The organism is Actinoplanes sp. NPDC048967 (genome assembly GCF_040649415.1).
GTDB lineage: Bacteria > Actinomycetota > Actinomycetes > Mycobacteriales > Micromonosporaceae > Actinoplanes.
The window spans coordinates 187,031-206,508 of the sequence record NZ_JBEZFL010000001.1 but is presented as its reverse complement, the minus strand read 5'-3'; the positions used below and the strand labels follow the sequence as shown (position 1 = coordinate 206,508).

The following is a 19,478-nucleotide window of genomic DNA, read 5'->3' as shown; positions in this document are numbered from 1 at the left end:
ACTCCCTTGCCCTTCACACCGATGTCAACTTCTAGTCTCGTCGGATGACCACCGTTGATGTCAATGCGCTGATCGGCGTCCCGCTCGACGAGGGGGCGGCGCTGGCCCGTACCGTCGAACTGGCTCTGCACCAGGCCGCCACCGGCCGGCTGCCCTTCGTGGCGCTGGTCGTGCGCGACGGCGTCGTGCTCGGCGGCGGCGCCAACACCGTCGTGGACGACCACGACCCGTCCGGGCACGGCGAGGTCGTCGCCGTCCGCGACGCCACCCGGCGGCTCGGCACGGCCGACCTGTCCGGCGCCGTCGTCTACTCCAGCTGCGAGCCGTGCGCCATCTGCCGGCTGGTCGCCGCCGCGGCCGGGATCGGCGAGATCGTGTACGCCGCGGACAAGTCAATGGTCCCGGCGGCGATCGACGGCGACGCGGCGACCACGGCCCGGCTCATCGACGCCGTCACGGCGGTCCTGCCCGGCATCGCCCGTCCCGGGCACACCGACGCCGACGCCGCCGCCCCCTTCCGGCGCTACGAGCAGGCGGTCGCCCGATGATCCGGCTCGGCGTGAACGTGCCCAACTTCGGGCCCGAATCCAGCTACGACGCGCTGCTCGGCTGGGCCCGCTTCGCCGAGGACGGCGGCTTCGACACCCTGGTGGTCTCCGACCACGTCGTGCTGACCCCGGAGGTCGCCGCGATCTATCCCGAGCCGTTCCACGACCCGTTCGTGCTGCTCGCCTGGCTGGCCGGGCAGACCTCGACCGTGCGGCTGGGCACCTCGGTGGTGCTGCTGCCGTACCGGCACCCGCTGCACACCGCCCGGATGAGCGCGATGCTGCACCTGATGAGCGGCGGCCGGTTCGTGCTCGGCGTCGGGGCCGGCTGGTCGGCCACCGAGTTCGCCGCGCTGGGCGCCGATCACGCCCGGCGCGGCCCGGTCACCGACGAATACCTGGAGATCATCACGGGGGCGTGGGCCGCGGACCGGGTCGACGGGCCCGGATATCAGGGGGTGCGGACGGGGCCGCGACCGCCGCAGGGCCGGGTGCCGGTCTGGGTCGGCGGAGCGTCGCGCCGGGCGATCCGCCGCGCGGTCCGCTCGGGGAGCGCCTGGCATCCCATCAACCCCGACCTGGACTGGCTGCGGGACAAGGGGCTGCCGGCGCTGCGCCAGGAGGCGGCGGAGCAGGACCGGCCGGTGCCGGAGCTGGTCGTCCGCGTGAAGGCGCGGCTGCAGGCCGAGCCGGCCGGTCCGGAGCGCCCGGCCGGGGTCGGCACGCTCGAGCAGGTGGTGGGGGACGTGCACGCGCTGGCCGGGCTGGGCGCGAGCGAGGTGATCCTCGACCCCACCCCGGACGAGCCCCGCCCGCGTGACTACGCGGCCGAGCAGGGGCAGCTGGCCGAGATCAGGCAGGCGTACGCGGCCGGGTACGCGAAACCGGCGGCCACCCGGTGAGGGGTGCCGCCGGTTGCGTGGTGACGGTCTACTTTCCGCCGCGGGCGCGGGCGTACTTGGCGCGGAACTTCTCGACCCGGCCGGCGGTGTCGAGCAGCCGCTGCTTGCCGGTCCAGAACGGGTGGCTGCCGCTGGAGATGTCGACGTCGAGCACCGGGTAGGTCTGCCCGTCGCTCCACTCGACCGTCTTGTCACTGGTCGCGGTGGACCGGGTCAGGAACGAGTAGTCGGCGCTGCGGTCGCGGTAGACGACGTAACCGTACGCGGGGTGGATGCCGGTCTTCATATCTCAGTCCTCCAAGTGGATCCAGGGGGTAGAACGCAGGAGGACGCCGGTTATTCCACTCACCTCGGGCTATCGGTAGACGCTCGCGATCGCCCGGACATCGGCGTGCGGCACCGGCGCCGGCTGCCCCGCGAGCAGCTCCGCCGCCTTGCGCCGCTGCCGGCGCGGCACCCCGCCGTTGAGCCCCAGGTACGCCAGCGTCGGATGCCCCTGCACCGCCGTCACCAGCCGCCGGGCGCCGCGCCCGCCGATCTCCGTCCGCCGCAGGTCCAGCCGTTGCAGCCGGGCCCCGCCGAGGGCGTCGGCCAGCGCGTACGCGCCCTCGTCGCCGACCACGTTGCCCCGCGCGCCCAGCGACCGCTCCGACGGCGGCCGGGCCAGGTCCAGCGCCGTCCACGCGCCCAGGTGCCGGGCCAGTGCCACGGCCCCGGCCGGGGTCAGGCCGTTGCCGCCCAGCCCGAGGGTCAGCGCCACTCCGTCCGCGAGCCCGGCCAGCGCCGCCGCCCCGGCGTCACCGAGGTGGTTCGCGGCCAGGTAGATCTCGTGCACCCCGGCCTCGTGGATCAGCGTGCCCAGCACCGGCACGGCGTCCGGGCCGAAACCGTTGCCGCCCAGGTAGAGCCGCTGCAACCGGGCCGGGCGGGCGGCGAGCGCGGCGGCCAGCGCCCGCAGGCCGGGGACGGTCAGGCCGACGTTGACCAGGTCGAGCGTACGGATGGCCCGGTTGGTGGCCAGCGCGGCGGCCAGCCGGGCCACGCCGTCGTCGCCGACCGGGTTGCGTTTGAGCCAGAGTGCCCGCACGGTGTCGTCCTGGGCCAGCCGGGCGGCGATCGCGTCCACGCCGTCCGCGTCGATCCGGTTGCAGCCAAGGTAGAGCGTCTCGACGTGGTGGCCGGGCCGCAGCGCGCCGGCGACCGCGCGGGCGCCGTCGGCACCCAGGCCGTTGGTGCCGAGCAGCAGGTGACGCACCAGCGGCGAGTCGACGGCCGCCGCGACGATCCGCGCCGCCTGCGCGGGGCCGAGGCCCTGCTTGCAGAGGTCGAGCCGGCCGTCGGGCTGGACGGTCCCACGCGGGAACCCCTCGGGCCGGGCGACCGTACCCGCGGTGGCCAGCCGGGCCAGCAGGGGAGCGAAGTCCGCGGGGTCGGCCAGCCCGGCGCCGGGGTCGGTGATGGCCGGGCAGCGCACCGGGGTCGCGTCGCTCACCAGGGCACACTCCGGTAGTCCTTGAGGAACTGGCCGCTCACCGGGTCGCCGCGCAGCCCGCGCACGATCGGGTCGTACACCCGGGCGGCGCCGTCCACGACGTCGAGCGGCGGCCGGAAGCCGGCCTCCCGCACGGCCGTCCTGGCCGGGTGCGGGCGTTCGTCGGTGACCCAGCCGGTGTCCACGCTGTTCATGTGGATGCCGTCCCGCTCGTAGTCCGCGGCCACCGTGCGGACCAGCATGTTCAGCGACGCCTTGGCCATGTTGGTGTGCGGGTGCCGGACGGTCTTGCCCTGCCGCGAGAAGCTGCCCTCCATCGCCGACACCTGCACGACATGCCGCTGCGGGTGCCGGCTGGCGGCCAGCAGTGGACGCAGGCGCGAGGTCAGCAGGAACGGCGCGAACGCGTTGACGACGTGCACCTGGAGCCACTCGTGCGGGCTGACGTCACCGTCGTGCAGCACCCACGAGTTGACCGCCCGCAGGTCCAGCTGCAGGCCGGTCTCGTCGCGGTGCCCGGCGGGGAACAGCGGGTCACCCGTGGCCACCGGCACCCTCGGGTCGCCGGCGGTGATCGCGATGCGGGCGGCCGGTCCGGACAGCGCGGCGGTCTCGGCCGCACGCACCTCCCGGTGGTACGCCTCGGGCCGGTACAGCGTCTGCGCGGCGTTGTTGACCAGGATGTCCAGCCCGGTGAAGCGCCGTCCGGCCAGCGCCACGAAGTCCAGGGTGGCGTCGAGGTCCAGCAGGTCCAGCTCGTGCACGGAAAGCCGGTGTCCCCAGGCGGTGAAGTCGGGCACGGCCGCGTACCGGCGGGCGGCGTCGCGGGGGAAGCGGGTCGTGACGATGACCTCGGCGCCGTCGCGCAGCAACTTCAGCGCGGTGTGGAAGCCGATCTTCACCCGCCCGCCGGTGACCACAGCGGTACGCCCGGACAGGTCGCACCGGGCGTGCCGGCGCACCCTGTTCTCCTCCGCGCAGGGCGGGCAGAGCAGGTGATAGTCGGCGTCGACCTCCCGGTACGCCGTCTTGCACACGTAGCACCGGCGCTCGCGCCGCAGAGTGCCGGCGGGAGCGGGCGTGGCCGGGGAGGGGCCGGGCAGCTCCGGGGGGATCTCGGTGTGGAAACGGGTGGCCGTCGCCAGCACGGCCCGGTCCGCGGCCCGGGTCTCGGCGTCACGGCGCACCTTGGCCCGGCGCTTCACATCCCGGGCGGCCGAGGTCACGGCTCGTTCCAGCGTCAGCCGGGTGGCGTCGTCCAGGCCGGGGTCGCCGAGCCGCGCGAGCACGGAAAGGCACACCGCCAGCTCCGTACGGTCGACCGACACTGCGCCCTCCTGCGGCCCGGGGGCGAGACCGACCGGAATCGAACCGGCGTCCCCCCGCTTGAGAGGCGGGTGCGTCGACCTCTGCGCTACGGCCTCGCCGCGCGGAAGCATAACCAACCGCCGCTACGAGCCGCGCACCTCGGCCAGCACCCGAGCCGGGGTCCGTCCGAGCTGGTCGCGGGCGTGCGGGTCGGCGCCCGCCGCGATCAGGGCCGCCATCGTGGCCTCGGCGGACGACTCGGCCGCGGCGTGCAGAGCCGTGCGCCCCTCGTGGTCGCGGTCCTCCAGCGACAGCCCCGCGCCCAGCAGCACCGGCAGCAGCCGCTCGTGGTCCAGGTGGGCGAGCCAGTGCAGCAGAGTGCCGCCGCCCGGGCCGCGCAGGGCGGGGTCGAGACCGTCGGCCAGCCGGGCGAGCAGCCCGTCGCTGTCGCCGTGCAGGGCCAGGGCGAACAGCGCCTGCCGGTCCTTGCGGACGTCCTTGGGCATCGGCCGGACGCCGGTGCGCCAGCCCCGCACCGCGGCCGCGCAGCCGCTCATCGGCCCGCCCGCGTCGGCGTCGCCGTGGTGCGGGGTGCGCAGGTGCCCGCCGGTGGCGACGACCGTGTGCCAGTCGGTGCCGCAGCGGACCCGGATCGGCTCCGGCACGTGCGGAACCTGCGCCCGCCACTGCTGGACGCGGTCCGGGAACAGCGCCTCGTGCACCAGCGGATGCAGCTCGTCCGGGCCGATGTCACCGAAGCGCAGCAGGCTCGTCTCGGCCGGGGCGGGCACCTCGAACATCCACGGACCGGAGGCGGCGCGGGAGTAGTCCTGCCGGCGCACGGTGAACCGGGTGACGCCGACCAGGCCGTACTGCGCCCGGAAGCGCTCCTGCTCGTACCGGTGGGCGAGCCGGAGCAGCTCGGCGCGGGCCACCGGAAGGGCCCGGCCCATCCGGGCCAGCAGCTTGGTCAGCTCGGGGCCGTAGTGGTGGGTCGGGGTCCGGTCGACCTCGAAGCCGGCCAGCTCGAACGCCTCGACCGGCCGCCCGGCGGCCAGCGCCGCGGCGATCCGCTCGATCTCACCGGTGCGGTCGGCCGCCTGCTCCGGGGGCGTCACGGTGCCCTGGGGGTACGGGGACCCGTCGGCGAAATGCCACGGCAGCCGGTCCGGACCGGCGCCGTACACCCAGCGCCGGTCGGGCCCGGCGTCGGCGCGCCACGTCCATTCCGGCAGGTCGTAGAAGTGGGTGGGCAACTTGTGCACCACCCGCAGCGTCACGGCCTGCCGGACGACCTGCCAGCTGCGCGGATGGGTGGCGACCAGCACCGGCCCGTGCCGGCGGGTGCCTTCCCGGGCGCCGCGGCACGGCTCGTCGAAGCGCGACAGCACCACCGTGGCCCGCGGCACCAGCCGGCCCTCCGACCGGGGCAGGAACCGGCGCAGCAGGTCGGGGGCGAAGCCGGTCAGCTCGGCCTCGATCCGCTCGGCGTGCGCGGCACCGTAGGACGACGCCACCGCCCGCAGGTCGAGATCCACCTCGACCAGCGCGGCCGCGCAGGCCCCCCGCCAGTCACCGGCGAGCCGCCGCTCGGTGGCCGCGGCGATCATCGCGGGCGGCGCGCACAGGTTCAGCTCACGCCGGTACCGCAGGCGTTCCCGTCGCCGCTCCACGCCGACCCCTCCCGTCGCCGGACCTCCCCGCCGGTGGTGGCGGACCGGCCGGAATCGAACCGGCGTCCTCCGCATCTGCAGTGCGGCGCGACGACCTCTGCGCTACGGCCCGCCGCCGCAGGACTCTAGCGACACCAGGACCGCGCTGTCCGCCCGGGAAAAGGGGCGGCGCCGGGATCGAGGCCGTTGCTAGCGTGCGCGGCTGACGGTTGCCGCATCTACCCGCAGGGAGCTGCCGATGTTCGTGCTCGCCCACTTCAGCGACACCCACCTGGACGACACGCCGGAGTCGGCGGCCCGGACCGCAGCCGTCATGGATCACCTGAACGCCCTGCCCGGGCCGGTGGACGCCATCCTCATCACCGGCGACATCGCCGACAACGGGCGCGAGGACGAGTACCGGCTCGCCGCCAAGCTGTTCGCCTCGCCACTGCCGGTGCTGGTCTGCCCCGGCAACCATGACGTGCGGGACGCGTACCGCAAGGGCCTGCTGGGGATCGCCGAGGGCGGCACCGCCCCGATCAACAGCCGGCACGACGTGGCCGGCGCGGTCTTCCTGCTGTGCGACTCCAGCATCCCGGGCGCCGACCAGGGCCGGCTCGACGAGACCACGACGGCCTGGCTCGCCGGCCAGCTGGCGACCGTCCCGGCGGGGACGCCGGTCTTCATCGCCTTCCATCACCTGCCGGTCGAGCTGCACCATCCGGTGGCCGACTCGATCCGCCTGGTCGACGCCGGGCCGCTGGCCGCCCTGATCGCGGCGCATCCGCAGGTCGTCGCTGTGCTGACCGGGCACGCGCACACCGCGGCGGCGAGCACCTTCGCGGGCCGGCCGCTGCTGGTGGCGCCCGGGGTCATCTCGACGCTGCGGATGCCCTGGGAGGGCCCGGGCCCGCTCGCCACCCGCAGCCAGCCGCCCGGCGTGGCCTTCCACGTCCACGACGACTCCGGCCGGCTGACCACCCACTACCGCGTCGTGGTCTGAGCCGTGCGCCTCGCCGCGGTGCTCGGCTTCCTCGCCGTCGTCGCCCCGATCAGCATGAGCCCGGGCACCAGCCTGACCCTGGTCGTCTCGCGGGTCACCACCTCGGGCCGGCGGCACGGCCGGTGGGTGGTCGCCGGCACGGTCACCGGCCTGTACGTGCACGGCCTGCTCGCCGCGGCCGGGCTCGCCGCGCTGGTGCTGCACTCGGCCCAGGCCTTCCGGCTGGTGCAGGCGGCCGGCGCGGTCTACCTGGCCGGCCTGGGCCTGTGGATGATCGTCTCGACGCTGCGCCGCCGGGAACCACCGCCCCGGCCGCGGCGCGTCGGCCTGGGCCACCCGTACGGCCAGGCGCTGCTCGGCAACGTGCTCAATCCGAAGGCCGCCGCCGTCTACCTGACCCTCGCGCCCCAGTTCCTCGTGCCGGAGCGCCCGGTGTGGGCGCCGATGCTCGTCCTGGTCACCGCGCACGCACTCGTCGTCGTCGGCTGGCTCGGCGCCTGGATCGTCGTCTCGTCGGCGGGCGCCCGCCTGTTGCGCACCGACCGGGCCCGGCAGGTGATCAACCGGGTCGGCGGGGTGATCCTCGTGGTGCTCGGCATCCGCTCGGCGGCCTCACTGCCCTGACAGCCACCGGTACGGCGCCACCAGCTTCTTGGCCGCCGCCGGGCCCCAGGAGCCCTGCGGGTACTTCGCCGGCCGGGGAGGCGCGTCCAGGATCGGCTGCACCGCCCGCCAGGCCGCCGACAGCCCGTCCGGCCGGGTGAACAGCGACCGGTCCCCGAGCAGCACGTCGTGGATCAGCCGCACGTACGGCGGCAGCGGCTCGGCGTCCGGCAGCTCGGCCAGCGGCAGCTTGATCGTGGCCGGCTCGACCCGCAGCTCGACGCCCGGCTTCTTGGCCAGCAGCCGCAGCTCGATCTGCCCGTCGCCGGACAGCGAGAAGGTCAGCGCGTTCGCCTGGGCCGGCAGCCCCTCGATCGGCCGGTCCGGGGTCCGCAGCACGACGGTGACCCGCTGCTCGCTGGCGGCCATCCGCTTGCCGGTGCGCAGCAGGAACGGCACCCCCTTCCAGCGGGCGTTGTCGATCCACAGCTTCGCGGCGACGAAGGTGTCCGTCTTCGACCGGGGGTCGATGCCCTTGACGGCGCGGTAGCCGTCGAACTGGCCCAGGACCACCTCGGCCGGGTCCAGCGGCCGGAACGAGCGGATCACCCGTTCCCGGGCGGACTGCAGGTCGGCGGCGCCCAGGCCGGCCGGCGGCTCCATGGCGACCTCGGCGGCGACCTGGAACAGGTGGGTGACGAGCATGTCGAGCACCGCGCCGGTCGCGTCGTAGAAGCCGGCCCGGTCGTCGACCCCGAGGTCCTCCGGGACGTCGATCTGCACGCTCTCGATGTGCTCGCGGTTCCACATCGCGGCGAACAGCTCGTTGGCGAAGCGCAGCACGTGCAGGTTCTGCGTCGCCTCCTTGCCCAGGAAATGATCGATCCGGTAGACCTGCGACTCGTCCAGCACGCTGTGCACGATCCGGTTGAGCGACCGGAAGTTGCCCGGCGAGGTGCCGAACGGCTTCTCGTAGACCACCCGCGCGCCCTCGGCCAGGCCGTGCTGCCCGAGCGCCCGGGTCAGCTCGGGAAAGGTCTGCGGCGGTACGGCCAGGTAGTGCACGAGCTCCGCGTGGGGGCCCAGCTTCTTGCGGGCGCCGCCGATCACGTCGAGCAGGCTGCCGGGGGAGTCGGTGGAGAAGCCGCCGCCGGCGAACAGCAGCCGCTGCTCGAACTCGCGCCACGGGCCCTTGTCCGGGTGCGGTCCGAACTCGACCAGCACGTCGTGCACGTGCTTACGGAAGTCCTCATGGGCGACGTCGCCGCGCCCGTTGCCCACCAGCACCCAGTCGGCGGGCAGCAGCCCCTCGATGGCCAGGGTGTAGAAGGCGGGCAGCACCATCCGCTTCGCCAGGTCACCGGTGGCCCCGAACAACACGAACACGGTCTTCTTCGTCGCCATGCTCCCAGCATTCACCGTTCGCGGGGCCGGTTAACCGCCGATGGGCGTACCGCGGGTGTGACGCCGGACGCGCGCACGATGTGCCGAAAAAAGTCGCCGATATTTTGAACCGGTTGAATTCGCCGAAGATCTGAACCTGATCGCCATGCCTTCGCGTACTTGCTGCCGGAACGACATTGATGTCCGACGACGAGGAGTGGTGATGAGACTGCGACAGCGACGACGCATCGGGACCGGCCGGACCGGGGTCAACCGTAAGGCGATCGGCGGCGCGGTCATCGCTGGTGTGCTGGTGGTGGGCGGTGTCACCGGTCTGCAGCTCGCCTCGGCGGGCGAGCAGGCGCAGGCGTCGGAGATCGTGGTGGTCGACGGCCAGAACTTCGACATCGCGGGCTGCGAGAAATTGGAAATCAACGCGGGCGCCGTTGTCTGTGACGGCGAACCATTGGCGCCGGAGGACGAGATCGGTGCCGCCGAGGCGGCCGCCGCGTCGGCGCAGGCGCTCGAGGCCGCCTGCGATCAGTTCGCCATCGATCAGGCCGCCGCGGATGAAGAAGCCGCCGGCGCCGCCGGGGAAGGCGCGGAAGAGGGCGCCGGTGACGAGGCGGCCCCGGCGGAGATGTCCAAGAAGGCCAAGAAGGTCGTGGCCAAGAAGTACGCCAAGGGCATGGGCGCCGAGAAGGCGGCGGGCAAGAAGAAGGGCGCCGCTGAGCGGGGCGCTGCCGAGGAAGGTGCCGCTGAAGAGGGCGCTGCCGGTGCCGAGGAGCTCGACGCCGCTGTCACGGACGCCCGCGCCGCTCTGCTGGTCGCCTGCCTGGACCTCTCGGGCGCCAAGGCCGCCGCGGGCGAGGCCGCCGGTGACGCCGGTGACGCCGGTGCCGGCGAGGAGGCCGGTGCCGGGGACGAGGCCGGCGCGGCCGAGGAGCAGGGCGCAGTCAAGAAGAAGTAGTCGCTGAGCACCGAACGGCACCGGCCTGTCCCGCATGTCATCCGCGGGACGGGCCGGTGCCGTGTTTCATCCGAGGTCAAAATCTGTCCGGCGTACGCACGCCGTCGGCGGTGGGCTTCCAGTCGCCGCTGTCCCGGCTGTCGAAGGTGAGCCCGGCTCCCGAGGCGACGGCGATGGCGATGAAGAAGAGAAGGACGGCGAATCCCATGACGTTCACACCCTTGTTCCGGCGGTTCGTTGGCCGGTGCGCACCGGGTTGCTTGTCACCAGCATGGACCCGGGCCGGAGCCCCGGACAGTGGCAGAGATGCCATACATCTTCAAAATCCTGCCAGTACGCCGTAGGCTGGCCGCATGTTGCGCAGTGTCGCCGTGATCGCCCTTCCCGACGTGGCCGTCTTCGAGCTCGGCGTGCTCTGTGAGCTCTTCGGCTACGACCGCACCGCCGAGGGACTGCCGAGCTACGAGTTCGCCGTCTGCAGCGTCGACGGCGCTCCGGTCCGTACCCATGCCGGCTTCTCCATCTCGCCCGCCCACGACCTCGGCCCGACCGACCGGGCCGACCTGGTCGCGGTCGTGCCCGGCAACGGCGTCGCGGAACCGCCGGCGACCGTCCTCGAAGCCCTGCGCCGCGCCCACTCCCGCGGCGCCTGGGTGATGAGCGTCTGCACCGGCGCGTTCGCGCTCGGTGCGGCCGGGCTGCTCGACGACCGCCGCTGCACCACCCACTGGCGGCACGCCGACGCCCTGGCCGCCCGCTTCCCGCGGGCCAAGGTCGACCCGGACGTGCTGTACGTGGCCGACGGCAACGTCATCACCAGCGCCGGCACGGCCTCGGCAGTCGACTGCGGACTGCACCTGATCCGCGAGGAGCAGGGCTCGGCGGTGGCCACGCAGCTGGCCCGCCGGATGGTCGTGCCACCGCACCGCGACGGCGGCCAGGCCCAGTTCATCGAGACGCCGGTGCAGCCGATCGAGTGCGACACGCTCCAGCCGCTGCTCACCCACGTGCTGGAGACCCTGGACCAGCCGCACACGGTGGACACCCTGGCCGCGGAGGCCCACATGGCGCCGCGCACCTTCGCCCGTAAGTTCCGGGCCGAGACCGGCGCGACCCCGCACGACTGGCTCACCGGCCAGCGGGTGCTGCTGGCCCGCCGCCTGCTGGAGGAGTCCGACCTGGGCATCGACACGATCGCGGTACGGGCGGGCTTCGGCAGCGCCGCGACGCTGCGGCACCACTTCGGACACCGGCTGGACACGACGCCGCAGGCGTACCGGTCGATGTTCCGCACGCGCACCCACTGACCCGTGCTCGCCGCGCCGCCGTGGCGGCGGCCGGGACCGTGATCGGCACTCGATACCATGAGCGCCGCATCGGAGGTGCATGGTGACGGACGCGACGCGGTCGCTGCGGTGGTACGGCGGGCTGGCCGTGCTCTTCTTCGGCATCGGGCCGGCGGTGATGCTCACGCTGCTCGTCGTGCAGGGCCGGACCCCCGGCTCGGTCGGGGTGCTGCTCATCTTCGGCATCCCGCTGGTGCTGCTCGCCCTGGTCATCGCCGGGCTCGGGCTGACCGGCTCCGACCCCGAGCTGACCAGCCGCCGGATGCACCTGGCCATGGCCCTGGTGGCCGGGGCCGACGTGCTCATGCTCGGCGGCAACGCGATCATCCGGATGATCGCCGAGTGATCTTCCGGCGGGCCCTGCCGCTCGGGCCCGCGCTGCGCGACCGGCTGGGCCGGCCGCGCCGGGTGCGGGCCATCGCCAGCAGCCCGCGGTCGCGTGTCTGGCGAGCTGAGTTCGCCGGTACGCCCGCAGTGGTCAAGCAGATCGTCGGCGGCGCCGACGCGGCCCGCCGTTTCGGCCGGGAGCTGACCGCCCTGCGCCTGGCCGGGGCCACCCGCCCGGCCGTCGTGCCCGAGGTGCTCGCCGCCGACCCGCAGCGGCGGGTGCTGGTGCTCGAACACCTCACCGAAGTGCCCGACCGCGAGCCCTGGGCGATCCGGTACGCCACCGCCCTCGCCCGCCTGCACGCCCTCAGCCCCGGCGACCTGCCCGCCGACACCGGGCCCGCACCGCGCGATGTCCGGGCGTTCCTCGACCTGGCCGGCGCGCTGGGAGTGACTGTCCCGGCCGGGGCCGACGACGAGCTGGCGGCCCTGCTCGAGCGCCTGCGGGCAGCCGGGACCGCGGCGCTGCTGCACGGCGACCCCTGCCCCGGCAACGAGATCACGACCGCCGGTGGCATCCGCTTCGTCGACCTCGAAGGGGCCGCCGCCGGCGCCGGGATCACCGAGCTCGCGTACCTGCGGATCGGCTTCCCGACCTGCTGGTGCGTGCGGGCCACGCCGGAGCCGGTGCTGCTCGCCGCCGAGCGGGAGTACCGGGAGACCTGGCGGTCGGTGCGCGGCGGTGACCCGCCCGGCGATCTCGCCGACGCCTGCCTGGGCTGGGTCGTGCAGGGCGACGCGCTCGTGGAACGGGCCGAGCGGCGCGGCCCCGACCACTTCGCCCGGATGCTGCGCGCCGACTGGCGGTGGGGCACCATGACCGCGCGCGAACGCCTCACGTACCGGCTCGGGGTGGCTGCCGCCGCGGCCGACGGACGGGCTGACCTCGCGGGCACCGTACGGCTCGGCCGCGCGATGCGGGAGGCCCTGGCCCGCCTCTGAAAAGAATCTTGATCGTCGATGTCACGCCGGCCGGTTCCCACGGACCTAACTAGGTGGGAGTTCAACGGCGAACGGAGACATCGGTGCCCGACGCGCACGGCACGCACGACACACCCGACGTGGAGCGTGCGGCGTCACCGCCGATTTCCCCACCGCTGATCCCGGAGCCACCTCCGGCCGACGAGATCGAGGAGTTCTTCCGGCGGTACTGGGCGGGCCTCGTGCGCAGCCTGCTGCGGGAGGGCGCCGACCGCTGGGAGGCCCAGGACGCCGTTGCCGAGGCGATCCGGGAGGCGCTGCGTCGCTGGTCGGAGCTGACCCACCCGGTCGCCTGGGTGCGCACCGCGGCCCGGTCACACTGGCTCAAACAGCGGCGCAGCGCCGGGCGCGGCGACGTCGAGGTGCTGGTCGCCGACGTCGCCGAGCTGGGCACCGGGCGGGCCGACCCCGAGCTGGTGGCGTACGAGCTGCAGGAATGGTTCGCGGGGGTGCTGGCCCAGCTGCCGCCGGCGCGGCGTGAGGCGTTGGAGCTGTCGGCCGAGGGGCTGACGCCGACCGAGATCGCCCGGCAGGTGGGCAAGACGCCGGAGGCGGTCCGGACGGCGCTGAAGCTGGGTCGTAAGCAGGCGGTGGCCATGTGGCAGGCGGCGCCCGCCCAGCGCGGGCGGCCGACTGAGCCCGGCACCGAGGCCGGGTCCGAGCCCGGGTCCGAGCCTGAGCCCGAGCCCGGATCCCCGGCCGGACCGGCGTCCGAGCCCGAGTCCGAGGGAGGCCGGTCATGACGCCGCACGACGATCCGTTCCCGCCGGACGAGGGTGGCCTGACCCACGCGATGATGATCGCCGCGCTCAACGAGATCCTCGCCGAGTGCGGTTACGACCCGGTGCCCGAGGAGGACGAGCCCACCCCGGCCGAGGCGCCCGCCGACCGGCTGATCGAGGAGGCCCGCCACCGCGCCGACGGGATCGTGGCCGCCGCGCTCGAGACCGCGGTGCAGTACACGGACGCCGCCCTCGATCAGGCCGCCCGCACGGTGCTCAGCGCTCGCCGTACCCTCGATCCGCTGCCGGCCGCCGCCCGCCCGCTGGAGCCGGCGCGGCAGCCGGCTCCCGGCACCCGCGGCCAGAGCCTGGGCGACATGTGGTTCGCCGCCGCGGCGGCCGCGGGGGTCTACCTGCCGATCGCCGAGGACGCCGCGACGCGCACGCTCGAGGCGTACGCGGATTGTCTGCGGGCCGCCACCCAGGCGAGCCCGCCGGACCTCGACGCGGCCTACCAGGTCGGGGTGGAGGTTGTCGCCCTCGGCGTCAGCCGGCCCGAAGCGCTGCCGGCCAGCATGACCCTGCTGCTCGACCACCTCAGCGACGGCGACACCGTGCGGCGCCCGGCCCGGCAGGTCGCCGGTACGTTCGCCGCCGGATTCGCCGCCGCGCTCCAGGCCCGCACGCTGGCTCAGCAGGAGTCGCTGCACCGGGCCACCCAGCGGGCCGCCCGCGAGTTCCAGTCCGCCCTGCAGCACAGCGAGGCCCGCTACCACCGGCTCGCCTACTACGACCCGGTCACCGGCCTCGCCAACAAAGCGTGCCTCGTGCAGCGCCTGCGGCAGTCCGCCAACGGTGACGACCCGGACCGGCACGTCGGGCTCTGCCTGATCGACCTGGGCGGCCTGGTCGCGGTCGGTGAGCAGTTCGGGGCCGACGCCGGTGATCACGTACTGACCGAGGTGGCCCGCCGGCTGCAGCGCGTCGCCCGGCACCCGGACTATCTGCTGGCCCGCCACAGTGGGCACACGTTCGTGCTGCTGGTGCAGGACAGCGGCGGCCTCGCGCACCTCGCCGAGCTGGCCGAGCGGCTCACCCGCGAGCTGGCCGAGCCCGCCTCGCTGCCCGGCACGGGCCTGACCGCCCCGCTGCACGCCGCGGTCGGGGTCGTCGACGTGCCGACCGCCGGCCTCGACGTCACCCGGGTGCTGGTCGACGCCGAGATCGCCCTGCGCCAGGCCCGCGCCGGCACCACCGGCTGGGCCGCGTACGACCCGCAGCCCGCCGGTCCCGGCCGTCCCCGCGCCGCCACCAGTGTCTCCGGGCTCGTCACCGGGCCGCCGTCGTACCAGCCGGTGGTGCGGCTCGAATCCGGGCGCGTCGCCGGGCTGCACGCGCGGATGGCGTGGCGGCACCCGCACCTGGGCATCCTCGACCTCACCCGGATCGGGCAGCTCACCGGCGACCGCGACACCACGACCCGGCTCGCCGGCAGCTTCCTCGGGCAGGCGTGCCGGCAGGCGATGAGCTGGGACGGCGGCCGCCAGGGCCCGTTCATCGGCCTGGAACTGCCGGTGCATCAGATCGGCTACCCGGACATCGTCGACCTGGTGCGGGACGCGCTCGCCGGCAGCGGCCTGCCACCCCGGCGGCTGCACCTGCACCTGTCGGGGCTGGACGCCGTACCGGCCGGGGAGCACAGCCACACCGTGCTGACCGCGCTGGCGGCGCTCGGGGTCCGGCTCGAGCTGGACGACTTCGGCAACGGGTACAGCAGTCTGCCGTACCTGCGGGAGCTTCCGCTGCACGGCCTGCGGTCGCCGGCGAGCCTGCTGCGCTCCCCGGCCACGGGCCCCGACGCCGACCGGGACCTGCTGTCCGGGATGGCCCGGGTCGCGCACGCCCTCGGTCTCACCCTCACTGTGCACGGCGTGGACGAGGAAGGGGTCCAGGCCCGCCTGGCCGGAACGGGCGTCGACGGCGCCCAGGGGTTGCGCTACGGCGCGCCCACGACCCCGCACCAGGTGCCCGCACTGCTGCGCGGGCCCGCCCGGTTGGTGACAGTCGCGGACCGGCGGGTGGCCTCGTGACCGACCACAGTGGAGTAGGGTTCCTCGGCATGGGAAACCCGGACGCGGACTATGCCAGCCGGCCCAGCAGTGCCCGGATCTACGACGCCCTGCTCGGCGGCAGCCACAACTTCGCCGCCGACCGTGAGGCGGCCAAGCGGCTGCTGGCGATGATCCCCGCGGCGGGCGAGATGGCCCGGGCCAACCGCGCGTTCCTCAACCGGGCCGTGCAGTTCATGCTCGACGCGGGCGTGCGGCAGTTCCTCGACATCGGCAGCGGCATCCCGACAGTCGGCAACGTGCACGAGATAGCCCAGCGCCGGGTCGACGACGCCCGGGTGGTCTACATCGACATCGACCCGGTGGCGGTCGCGCACGCCGGCGAGATTCTGCGCGACAACCGGTTCGCCACCGCGGTGCAGGCCGACATGCGTTTCCCCGAGGCGATCCTCGGCCACGCGAGCGTGCGCCGGCTGCTCGACCTGGAGCAGCCGATCGGGCTGCTGCTGGTCGCGATGCTGCACTTCGTGCCCGACGACGACGCCTATTCCGCGGTCGAGCGGCTGCTCGCCAGCCTGCCGCCGGGGTCGTATGTGGCGATCTCGCACGGTGTCTCGGAGACGGCGGCGGACTCGGCCCTGGACGGGGTCGCCGACCTGTACCGGCGGACGGACGTGTCGACGGCGACCGGCCGCAGCCGGTCGCAGATCATGCGGTTCTTCGGCGACACGGTGCTGGTGCCGCCCGGGCTGGTCTGGGTGCACGAATGGCCGGCCGGCCCGCAGGGCGACGGCGATCCGGGCGACATGGCGGTGGTCGCCGCGATCGGCCACAAGCCCTGAGCGGGCGGGGCGCGCGGCTCAGACCTCGTTCTCCAGCAGCTCGCGCACCCGCGGTATGACCTCGGTGCCGTAGAGGTGGATCGCCGTCATCATGTCCTCGTGCGGCAGTGTCCCGGCCGAGTACTTCAGGTCGAACCGCTGCACCTCCAGCACCCCCACCGTCCGGGCGATCTTGCGAGCCACCGTCTCCGGTGAACCGACGTGCCAGGCCCCCTCGGCGATGTCCGCCTCGAAGCGTTCGCGGGTCAGCGGCGGCCACCCCCGCTCAGCCCCGATTCGGGTGATCGACGCCCGGGCGTGCGGCCACAGCGTCTCGACCGCCTCCTCGTCGGTGGCCGCGACGAAGCCCGGCGCGTGCACCGCGATCGGCAGCGGCCGGCGTTCGTACTGGTCCAGGGCCCGGTGGTACAGCTCCACGTACGGCGCGAAGCGGGCCGGGTCGCCACCGATGATGGCCAGGACCAGCGGGAAACCGTACCGGGCCGCGCGGACCACCGATTCCGGGCTGCCGCCGACGCCGACCCAGGTGGGGATCCGCCCGGCCGCTGTCTTCGGGTAGACCGGCTGGCCGTCCAGCGGCGGGCGGACCGTGCCGGCCCAGGTCACCGGCTCCTCGCGGAGCAGTTCGGCCATCAGGTCGACCTTCTCGGCGAAGAGCCGGTCGTAGTCGTTCAGGTCGTAGCCGAACAGCGGGAACGACTCGGTGAACGAGCCGCGGCCCAGGGTGATCTCGGCCCGGCCGTTCGACACCGCGTCGAGGGTGGCGAAGCGTTCGTAGACCCGCACCGGGTCGTCGGAGCTGAGCACCGTCACCGCGGTGCCGAGGCGGATCCGCCGGGTGCGGCCGGCGATGGCGGCCAGCACGATCTCCGGCGCCGACACCGCGAAGTCGTCGCGGTGGTGTTCGCCGAGCCCGAACGCGTCCACCCCGACCTCGTCGGCCAGCACCGCCTGCTCGACGACGTTGCGGATGACCTGCGCATACGGCAGCGGTTCGCCGTCCGGGCCGACGGTGACGTCGCCGAACGTGTCCAGTCCGAACTCCACGGGCAGCATGTGCCGATCATGCCTCACCGCCGCCGGCGCGCCGCGTGAGCCTCGGCTGATACCGATCCGCCCGAGGAGATCGTTCGTGTCGGGAATTGGGCACCGAGGGGCAAACCTCACCTCCGCCTCACGGTGCCTCGCCCAGGCTCAGCCCGCACGCATCGAGGGGGAGGAGTGGCGACTTGAGATCGACCACAGTGCGGAGATGGGCCTGGGGGCTGGGCATCTCGACGGTGACGGCGGTGGCCGCGTTCGGGGTGGCCGGCTGGCAGGCGAACGCGGCGCCGACGCCGGGGACCACGCCGGGGGCGGCGGCCGAGCAGCCGCGGGTCTCGGATCCGAGCCCGGTGGCCGAGCCGGCCGCCGGCACGGGCAGCGACGCCCTGACGACCGGCGAGCTCGCCAAGGCCCGTACGGCCGCGCTGACGCCGCAACTGGCCGCCGCGAAGGACGTCACGGGCGCCGCCGGGCCGGAGTACCTGTCCGCCGAACTGTCCGCCGACAGCTCCGTGCGCCGCGCCGAGCTCTACTTCTACGACTACGGCACCGACAAGCTCGTCAAGCAGGTCGTCGACCTCGGCACGGGCAAGCTGACCGGCTCGTACACGGCCACCGGCATGCAACAGCCGGCCGCCGACCGCGAGGTCGCCACGGCGCTCGACCTGGTCCTGGCCGGCCCGTACGCGAAGGACGTGCGCGACCGCTACGCCCAGGCCACCGGCCGCACCTGGACCGGCAAGCAGGACGTCGTCGTCACCGCGCACGTCCACCAGGCCCGCCCGGCCGATCCCGCCGCGGTCCGCCGCTGCGGCGCCCACCGCTGCCTGCGGCTGGTGGTCCAGGCTGCCGACGGGCCGTTCATCGACCTCGACGACATCATCATCGACCTCTCCGGGCGCACGGTCGCCCGGCTGAAGTGACGGGGACAGCGCACAGATGAAGATCAAGCGGACCATGGGCGCGGCCGCGGCGGCCGCCCTGCTCGCGACCGCCGGCATCACCGGTACGGGGGCCGGCCCGGCCGCCGCCCAGGCCCCGGCACCCCAGCAGTGCGCGGCGTCCACCACGGTCAAGGAAACCCTGCCGAACGGCACCACCTGGCAGCTCTGCTGGCGGATGCACGCCAAGAGCGGGCTCGTGCTGGAGAACGTCTCGATCGCGTCGGCGCGCCATCCGCAGCCGGTGCGGATCCTCAAGTCGCTGACCCTGGCCCAGCTCAACGTCCCGTACGACTCCGGCGAGACCGAGTACAACGACATCACCGAGTTCGGCTTCGGCGGCGAGTACCTGCAGACGCTGGCCGGTGACGACTGCAAGGGCGGTTCGGCGCGGGTCGGCTCCGACGGTGGTGCCGAGCCGCAGCGGCGCAAGGTGCTGTGCGTGGGTGCGGAGGCTTCCGGGCTCGCGTACCACCTGGCCAACGACGAGACGCCCGGCAAACCGTACGCGAAGCAGGGCCACGACCTGGTCCTGCGGGCCCTGAGCCGGGTCGGCTGGTACGAGTACGTCACCGAGTACCGCCTGCACGACGACGGTCAGATCTCCGCCCGCCTCGGCGCCACCGGTGACCTGTCGCCGATCGACTTCACCACCCCCGACAAGGGCTGGCCGATCGGTAAGGGCAAGCAGGCGTACGCGACCAACCACTACCACAGCGCGTTCTGGCGGGTGGACTTCGACATCGCCGGCGGCGGCAAGGAGCAGGTCGAGCAGTACGACTCCAAGGTGACCGGCCCGGGCACCGTGTCCGCCAAGATCGCCACCGTGCACAAGACCATCGCCAAGGAGGGCAGCTTCACCAAGGTCAACCGCCGCTGGTGGCGGGTGGTCAGCCCCGGCGCGAAGAACGCCGACGGGCACAACCGCTCGTACGAGCTGGTCACCGGCGCGAACGACGTCTACGAGGCGCATCCGGAGACGGTCCCGGACGTGACGTTCACCCAGTTCCACGCCTGCGAGCGGTACGCGACCGGCAACGCCGACCCGCAGTGCCCCGGCCGGCGGGGCATCGTGGACTACGCGCTGCGCCCCGAGACGCTCGCGGATCCGATCATGTGGGTGCGGGTCGGCTTCCACCACGTACCGCGCGACGAGGACCAGAGCCCGATGCCGTTGCACTGGCAGGGTTTCGACCTCGTCCCGCGCGACTTCACCGAGATCAACCGGCTCGCCCCGCCCGCCCTCAGCGGCGTCAACGGCCAGAACTGACCTGACCGCGCC

General features: G+C 73.9%; 20 protein-coding genes and 2 tRNA genes. 13 read left to right on the top strand and 9 right to left on the bottom strand.

Translation table 11 applies throughout. From position 1 onward, the window contains the following. The first annotated feature begins 44 nt into the window (after positions 1–44). Both AB0C12_RS01045 and AB0C12_RS01040 read left to right on the top strand, forming a co-directional pair. A complete protein-coding gene (locus AB0C12_RS01045; RefSeq protein ID WP_360542772.1) occupies positions 45–548 on the top strand; it encodes a deaminase in 504 nt (167 codons plus the stop codon). Continuing rightward, the gene (locus tag AB0C12_RS01040; RefSeq protein ID WP_360542770.1) at positions 545–1,450 is read left to right on the top strand and encodes a TIGR03619 family F420-dependent LLM class oxidoreductase; all 906 of its coding nucleotides are present in this window, start codon (positions 545–547) and stop codon (positions 1,448–1,450) included. The genes AB0C12_RS01045 and AB0C12_RS01040 overlap by 4 nt, the downstream gene beginning before the upstream one ends. Before the next feature lie 28 nt (positions 1,451–1,478). On the opposite strand, the gene AB0C12_RS01035 is transcribed toward AB0C12_RS01040, so the two are convergent. The 6 genes from AB0C12_RS01035 to AB0C12_RS01010 all read right to left on the bottom strand — a co-directional run bounded on the left by AB0C12_RS01035 (position 1,479) and on the right by AB0C12_RS01010 (position 6,036). After that, positions 1,479–1,736 carry a type B 50S ribosomal protein L31 gene (locus AB0C12_RS01035; RefSeq protein WP_360542768.1) on the bottom strand — a complete coding sequence of 86 codons (258 nt, stop codon included), beginning with the start codon at positions 1,734–1,736 and terminating at the stop codon, positions 1,479–1,481. 69 nt (positions 1,737–1,805) lie between these two features. Further along, positions 1,806–2,942 (bottom strand): gala protein, encoded by a 1,137-nt coding sequence (locus tag AB0C12_RS01030; RefSeq protein ID WP_360542767.1) that lies wholly within the window; start codon positions 2,940–2,942, stop codon positions 1,806–1,808. Continuing rightward, on the bottom strand, positions 2,939–4,270 hold the full coding sequence (locus tag AB0C12_RS01025; protein WP_360542765.1) for an SDR family NAD(P)-dependent oxidoreductase: 1,332 nt from the start codon (positions 4,268–4,270) through the stop codon (positions 2,939–2,941). The genes AB0C12_RS01030 and AB0C12_RS01025 overlap by 4 nt, the downstream gene beginning before the upstream one ends. 23 nt (positions 4,271–4,293) lie before the next feature. Then, positions 4,294–4,366: transfer RNA gene (locus AB0C12_RS01020), tRNA-Glu, on the bottom strand. A gap of 27 nt (positions 4,367–4,393) precedes the next feature. After that, a complete protein-coding gene (locus AB0C12_RS01015) occupies positions 4,394–5,923 on the bottom strand; it encodes an ankyrin repeat domain-containing protein (RefSeq protein ID WP_360542763.1) in 1,530 nt (509 codons plus the stop codon). Positions 5,924–5,961: 38 nt separating this feature from the next. Next, positions 5,962–6,036 (bottom strand) — tRNA-Cys (locus AB0C12_RS01010). A gap of 125 nt (positions 6,037–6,161) precedes the next feature. Here AB0C12_RS01010 and AB0C12_RS01005 point away from each other — a divergent pair. Then, a complete protein-coding gene (locus tag AB0C12_RS01005; RefSeq protein ID WP_360542761.1) occupies positions 6,162–6,908 on the top strand; it encodes a metallophosphoesterase in 747 nt (248 codons plus the stop codon). Between the two features lie 3 nt (positions 6,909–6,911). Beyond that, complete coding sequence (locus AB0C12_RS01000; RefSeq protein WP_360542759.1) at positions 6,912–7,532, top strand: LysE family translocator; 621 nt, start codon at positions 6,912–6,914, stop codon at positions 7,530–7,532. Here the strand turns inward: AB0C12_RS01000 and zwf are convergent. Beyond that, the gene (gene zwf / locus AB0C12_RS00995; protein WP_360542757.1) at positions 7,521–8,915 is read right to left on the bottom strand and encodes a glucose-6-phosphate dehydrogenase; all 1,395 of its coding nucleotides are present in this window, start codon (positions 8,913–8,915) and stop codon (positions 7,521–7,523) included. The two genes, AB0C12_RS01000 and zwf, sit on opposite strands and share 12 nt — an antisense overlap. 202 nt (positions 8,916–9,117) lie before the next feature. Between zwf and AB0C12_RS00990 the strand changes: the two genes are divergently transcribed. Next, positions 9,118–9,864, top strand: a complete 747-nt coding sequence (locus AB0C12_RS00990) for a hypothetical protein (protein WP_360542755.1) — start codon at positions 9,118–9,120, stop codon at positions 9,862–9,864. Positions 9,865–9,940: 76 nt separating this feature from the next. On the opposite strand, the gene AB0C12_RS00985 is transcribed toward AB0C12_RS00990, so the two are convergent. Continuing rightward, complete coding sequence (locus AB0C12_RS00985; RefSeq protein WP_360542753.1) at positions 9,941–10,072, bottom strand: hypothetical protein; 132 nt, start codon at positions 10,070–10,072, stop codon at positions 9,941–9,943. 145 nt (positions 10,073–10,217) lie between these two features. Here AB0C12_RS00985 and AB0C12_RS00980 point away from each other — a divergent pair, with 145 nt between their 5' ends. The 6 genes from AB0C12_RS00980 (at position 10,218) to AB0C12_RS00955 (ending at position 16,211) form a co-directional block, all read left to right on the top strand. Continuing rightward, positions 10,218–11,171: a helix-turn-helix domain-containing protein gene (locus AB0C12_RS00980; RefSeq protein ID WP_360542751.1), complete on the top strand. Its 954-nt coding sequence runs from the start codon at positions 10,218–10,220 to the stop codon at positions 11,169–11,171. A gap of 79 nt (positions 11,172–11,250) precedes the next feature. After that, entirely contained in the window at positions 11,251–11,556 is a 306-nt protein-coding gene (locus AB0C12_RS00975; protein WP_212988961.1) for a hypothetical protein, read from the top strand. After that, entirely contained in the window at positions 11,553–12,539 is a 987-nt protein-coding gene (locus tag AB0C12_RS00970; protein WP_360542749.1) for a phosphotransferase, read from the top strand. Before AB0C12_RS00975 ends, AB0C12_RS00970 begins: the two co-directional genes overlap by 4 nt. A gap of 83 nt (positions 12,540–12,622) precedes the next feature. Further along, positions 12,623–13,321, top strand: coding sequence for a sigma-70 family RNA polymerase sigma factor (locus AB0C12_RS00965; RefSeq protein ID WP_360542747.1), 699 nt, complete (start codon positions 12,623–12,625; stop codon positions 13,319–13,321). After that, positions 13,318–15,390, top strand: coding sequence for an EAL domain-containing protein (locus tag AB0C12_RS00960; protein WP_360542745.1), 2,073 nt, complete (start codon positions 13,318–13,320; stop codon positions 15,388–15,390). Before AB0C12_RS00965 ends, AB0C12_RS00960 begins: the two co-directional genes overlap by 4 nt. A 29-nt stretch (positions 15,391–15,419) precedes the next feature. Then, complete coding sequence (locus tag AB0C12_RS00955) at positions 15,420–16,211, top strand: SAM-dependent methyltransferase (protein WP_360544893.1); 792 nt, start codon at positions 15,420–15,422, stop codon at positions 16,209–16,211. A gap of 18 nt (positions 16,212–16,229) precedes the next feature. Here the strand turns inward: AB0C12_RS00955 and AB0C12_RS00950 are convergent, their stop codons facing one another. Continuing rightward, on the bottom strand, positions 16,230–17,267 hold the full coding sequence (locus AB0C12_RS00950; RefSeq protein ID WP_360542743.1) for an LLM class flavin-dependent oxidoreductase: 1,038 nt from the start codon (positions 17,265–17,267) through the stop codon (positions 16,230–16,232). A 173-nt stretch (positions 17,268–17,440) separates the two neighbouring features. Here AB0C12_RS00950 and AB0C12_RS00945 point away from each other — a divergent pair, with 173 nt between their 5' ends. Both AB0C12_RS00945 and AB0C12_RS00940 read left to right on the top strand, forming a co-directional pair. Further along, positions 17,441–18,178, top strand: coding sequence for a hypothetical protein (locus AB0C12_RS00945; protein WP_360542741.1), 738 nt, complete (start codon positions 17,441–17,443; stop codon positions 18,176–18,178). A gap of 16 nt (positions 18,179–18,194) precedes the next feature. Continuing rightward, positions 18,195–19,466, top strand: a complete 1,272-nt coding sequence (locus AB0C12_RS00940) for a primary-amine oxidase (RefSeq protein ID WP_360542739.1) — start codon at positions 18,195–18,197, stop codon at positions 19,464–19,466. Positions 19,467–19,478 lie beyond the last annotated feature (12 nt).

What these genes read in the sequence shown, in the direction of transcription:
- AB0C12_RS01045 (WP_360542772.1), top strand. Translation starts at nt 45, where the DNA reads ATGACCACCGTTGATGTCAATGCGCTGATCGGCGTCCCGCTCGACGAG.
- AB0C12_RS00940 (WP_360542739.1), top strand. Translation starts at nt 18,195, where the DNA reads ATGAAGATCAAGCGGACCATGGGCGCGGCCGCGGCGGCCGCCCTGCTC.
- AB0C12_RS00950 (WP_360542743.1), bottom strand. Translation starts at nt 17,267, where the DNA reads ATGCTGCCCGTGGAGTTCGGACTGGACACGTTCGGCGACGTCACCGTC.
- zwf (WP_360542757.1), bottom strand. Translation starts at nt 8,915, where the DNA reads ATGGCGACGAAGAAGACCGTGTTCGTGTTGTTCGGGGCCACCGGTGAC.
- AB0C12_RS00990 (WP_360542755.1), top strand. Translation starts at nt 9,118, where the DNA reads ATGAGACTGCGACAGCGACGACGCATCGGGACCGGCCGGACCGGGGTC.
- AB0C12_RS00980 (WP_360542751.1), top strand. Translation starts at nt 10,218, where the DNA reads ATGTTGCGCAGTGTCGCCGTGATCGCCCTTCCCGACGTGGCCGTCTTC.
- AB0C12_RS00985 (WP_360542753.1), bottom strand. Translation starts at nt 10,072, where the DNA reads ATGGGATTCGCCGTCCTTCTCTTCTTCATCGCCATCGCCGTCGCCTCG.
- AB0C12_RS01040 (WP_360542770.1), top strand. Translation starts at nt 545, where the DNA reads ATGATCCGGCTCGGCGTGAACGTGCCCAACTTCGGGCCCGAATCCAGC.
- AB0C12_RS00975 (WP_212988961.1), top strand. Translation starts at nt 11,251, where the DNA reads ATGGTGACGGACGCGACGCGGTCGCTGCGGTGGTACGGCGGGCTGGCC.
- AB0C12_RS01005 (WP_360542761.1), top strand. Translation starts at nt 6,162, where the DNA reads ATGTTCGTGCTCGCCCACTTCAGCGACACCCACCTGGACGACACGCCG.
- AB0C12_RS00955 (WP_360544893.1), top strand. Translation starts at nt 15,420, where the DNA reads ATGGGAAACCCGGACGCGGACTATGCCAGCCGGCCCAGCAGTGCCCGG.
- AB0C12_RS01035 (WP_360542768.1), bottom strand. Translation starts at nt 1,736, where the DNA reads ATGAAGACCGGCATCCACCCCGCGTACGGTTACGTCGTCTACCGCGAC.
- AB0C12_RS00960 (WP_360542745.1), top strand. Translation starts at nt 13,318, where the DNA reads ATGACGCCGCACGACGATCCGTTCCCGCCGGACGAGGGTGGCCTGACC.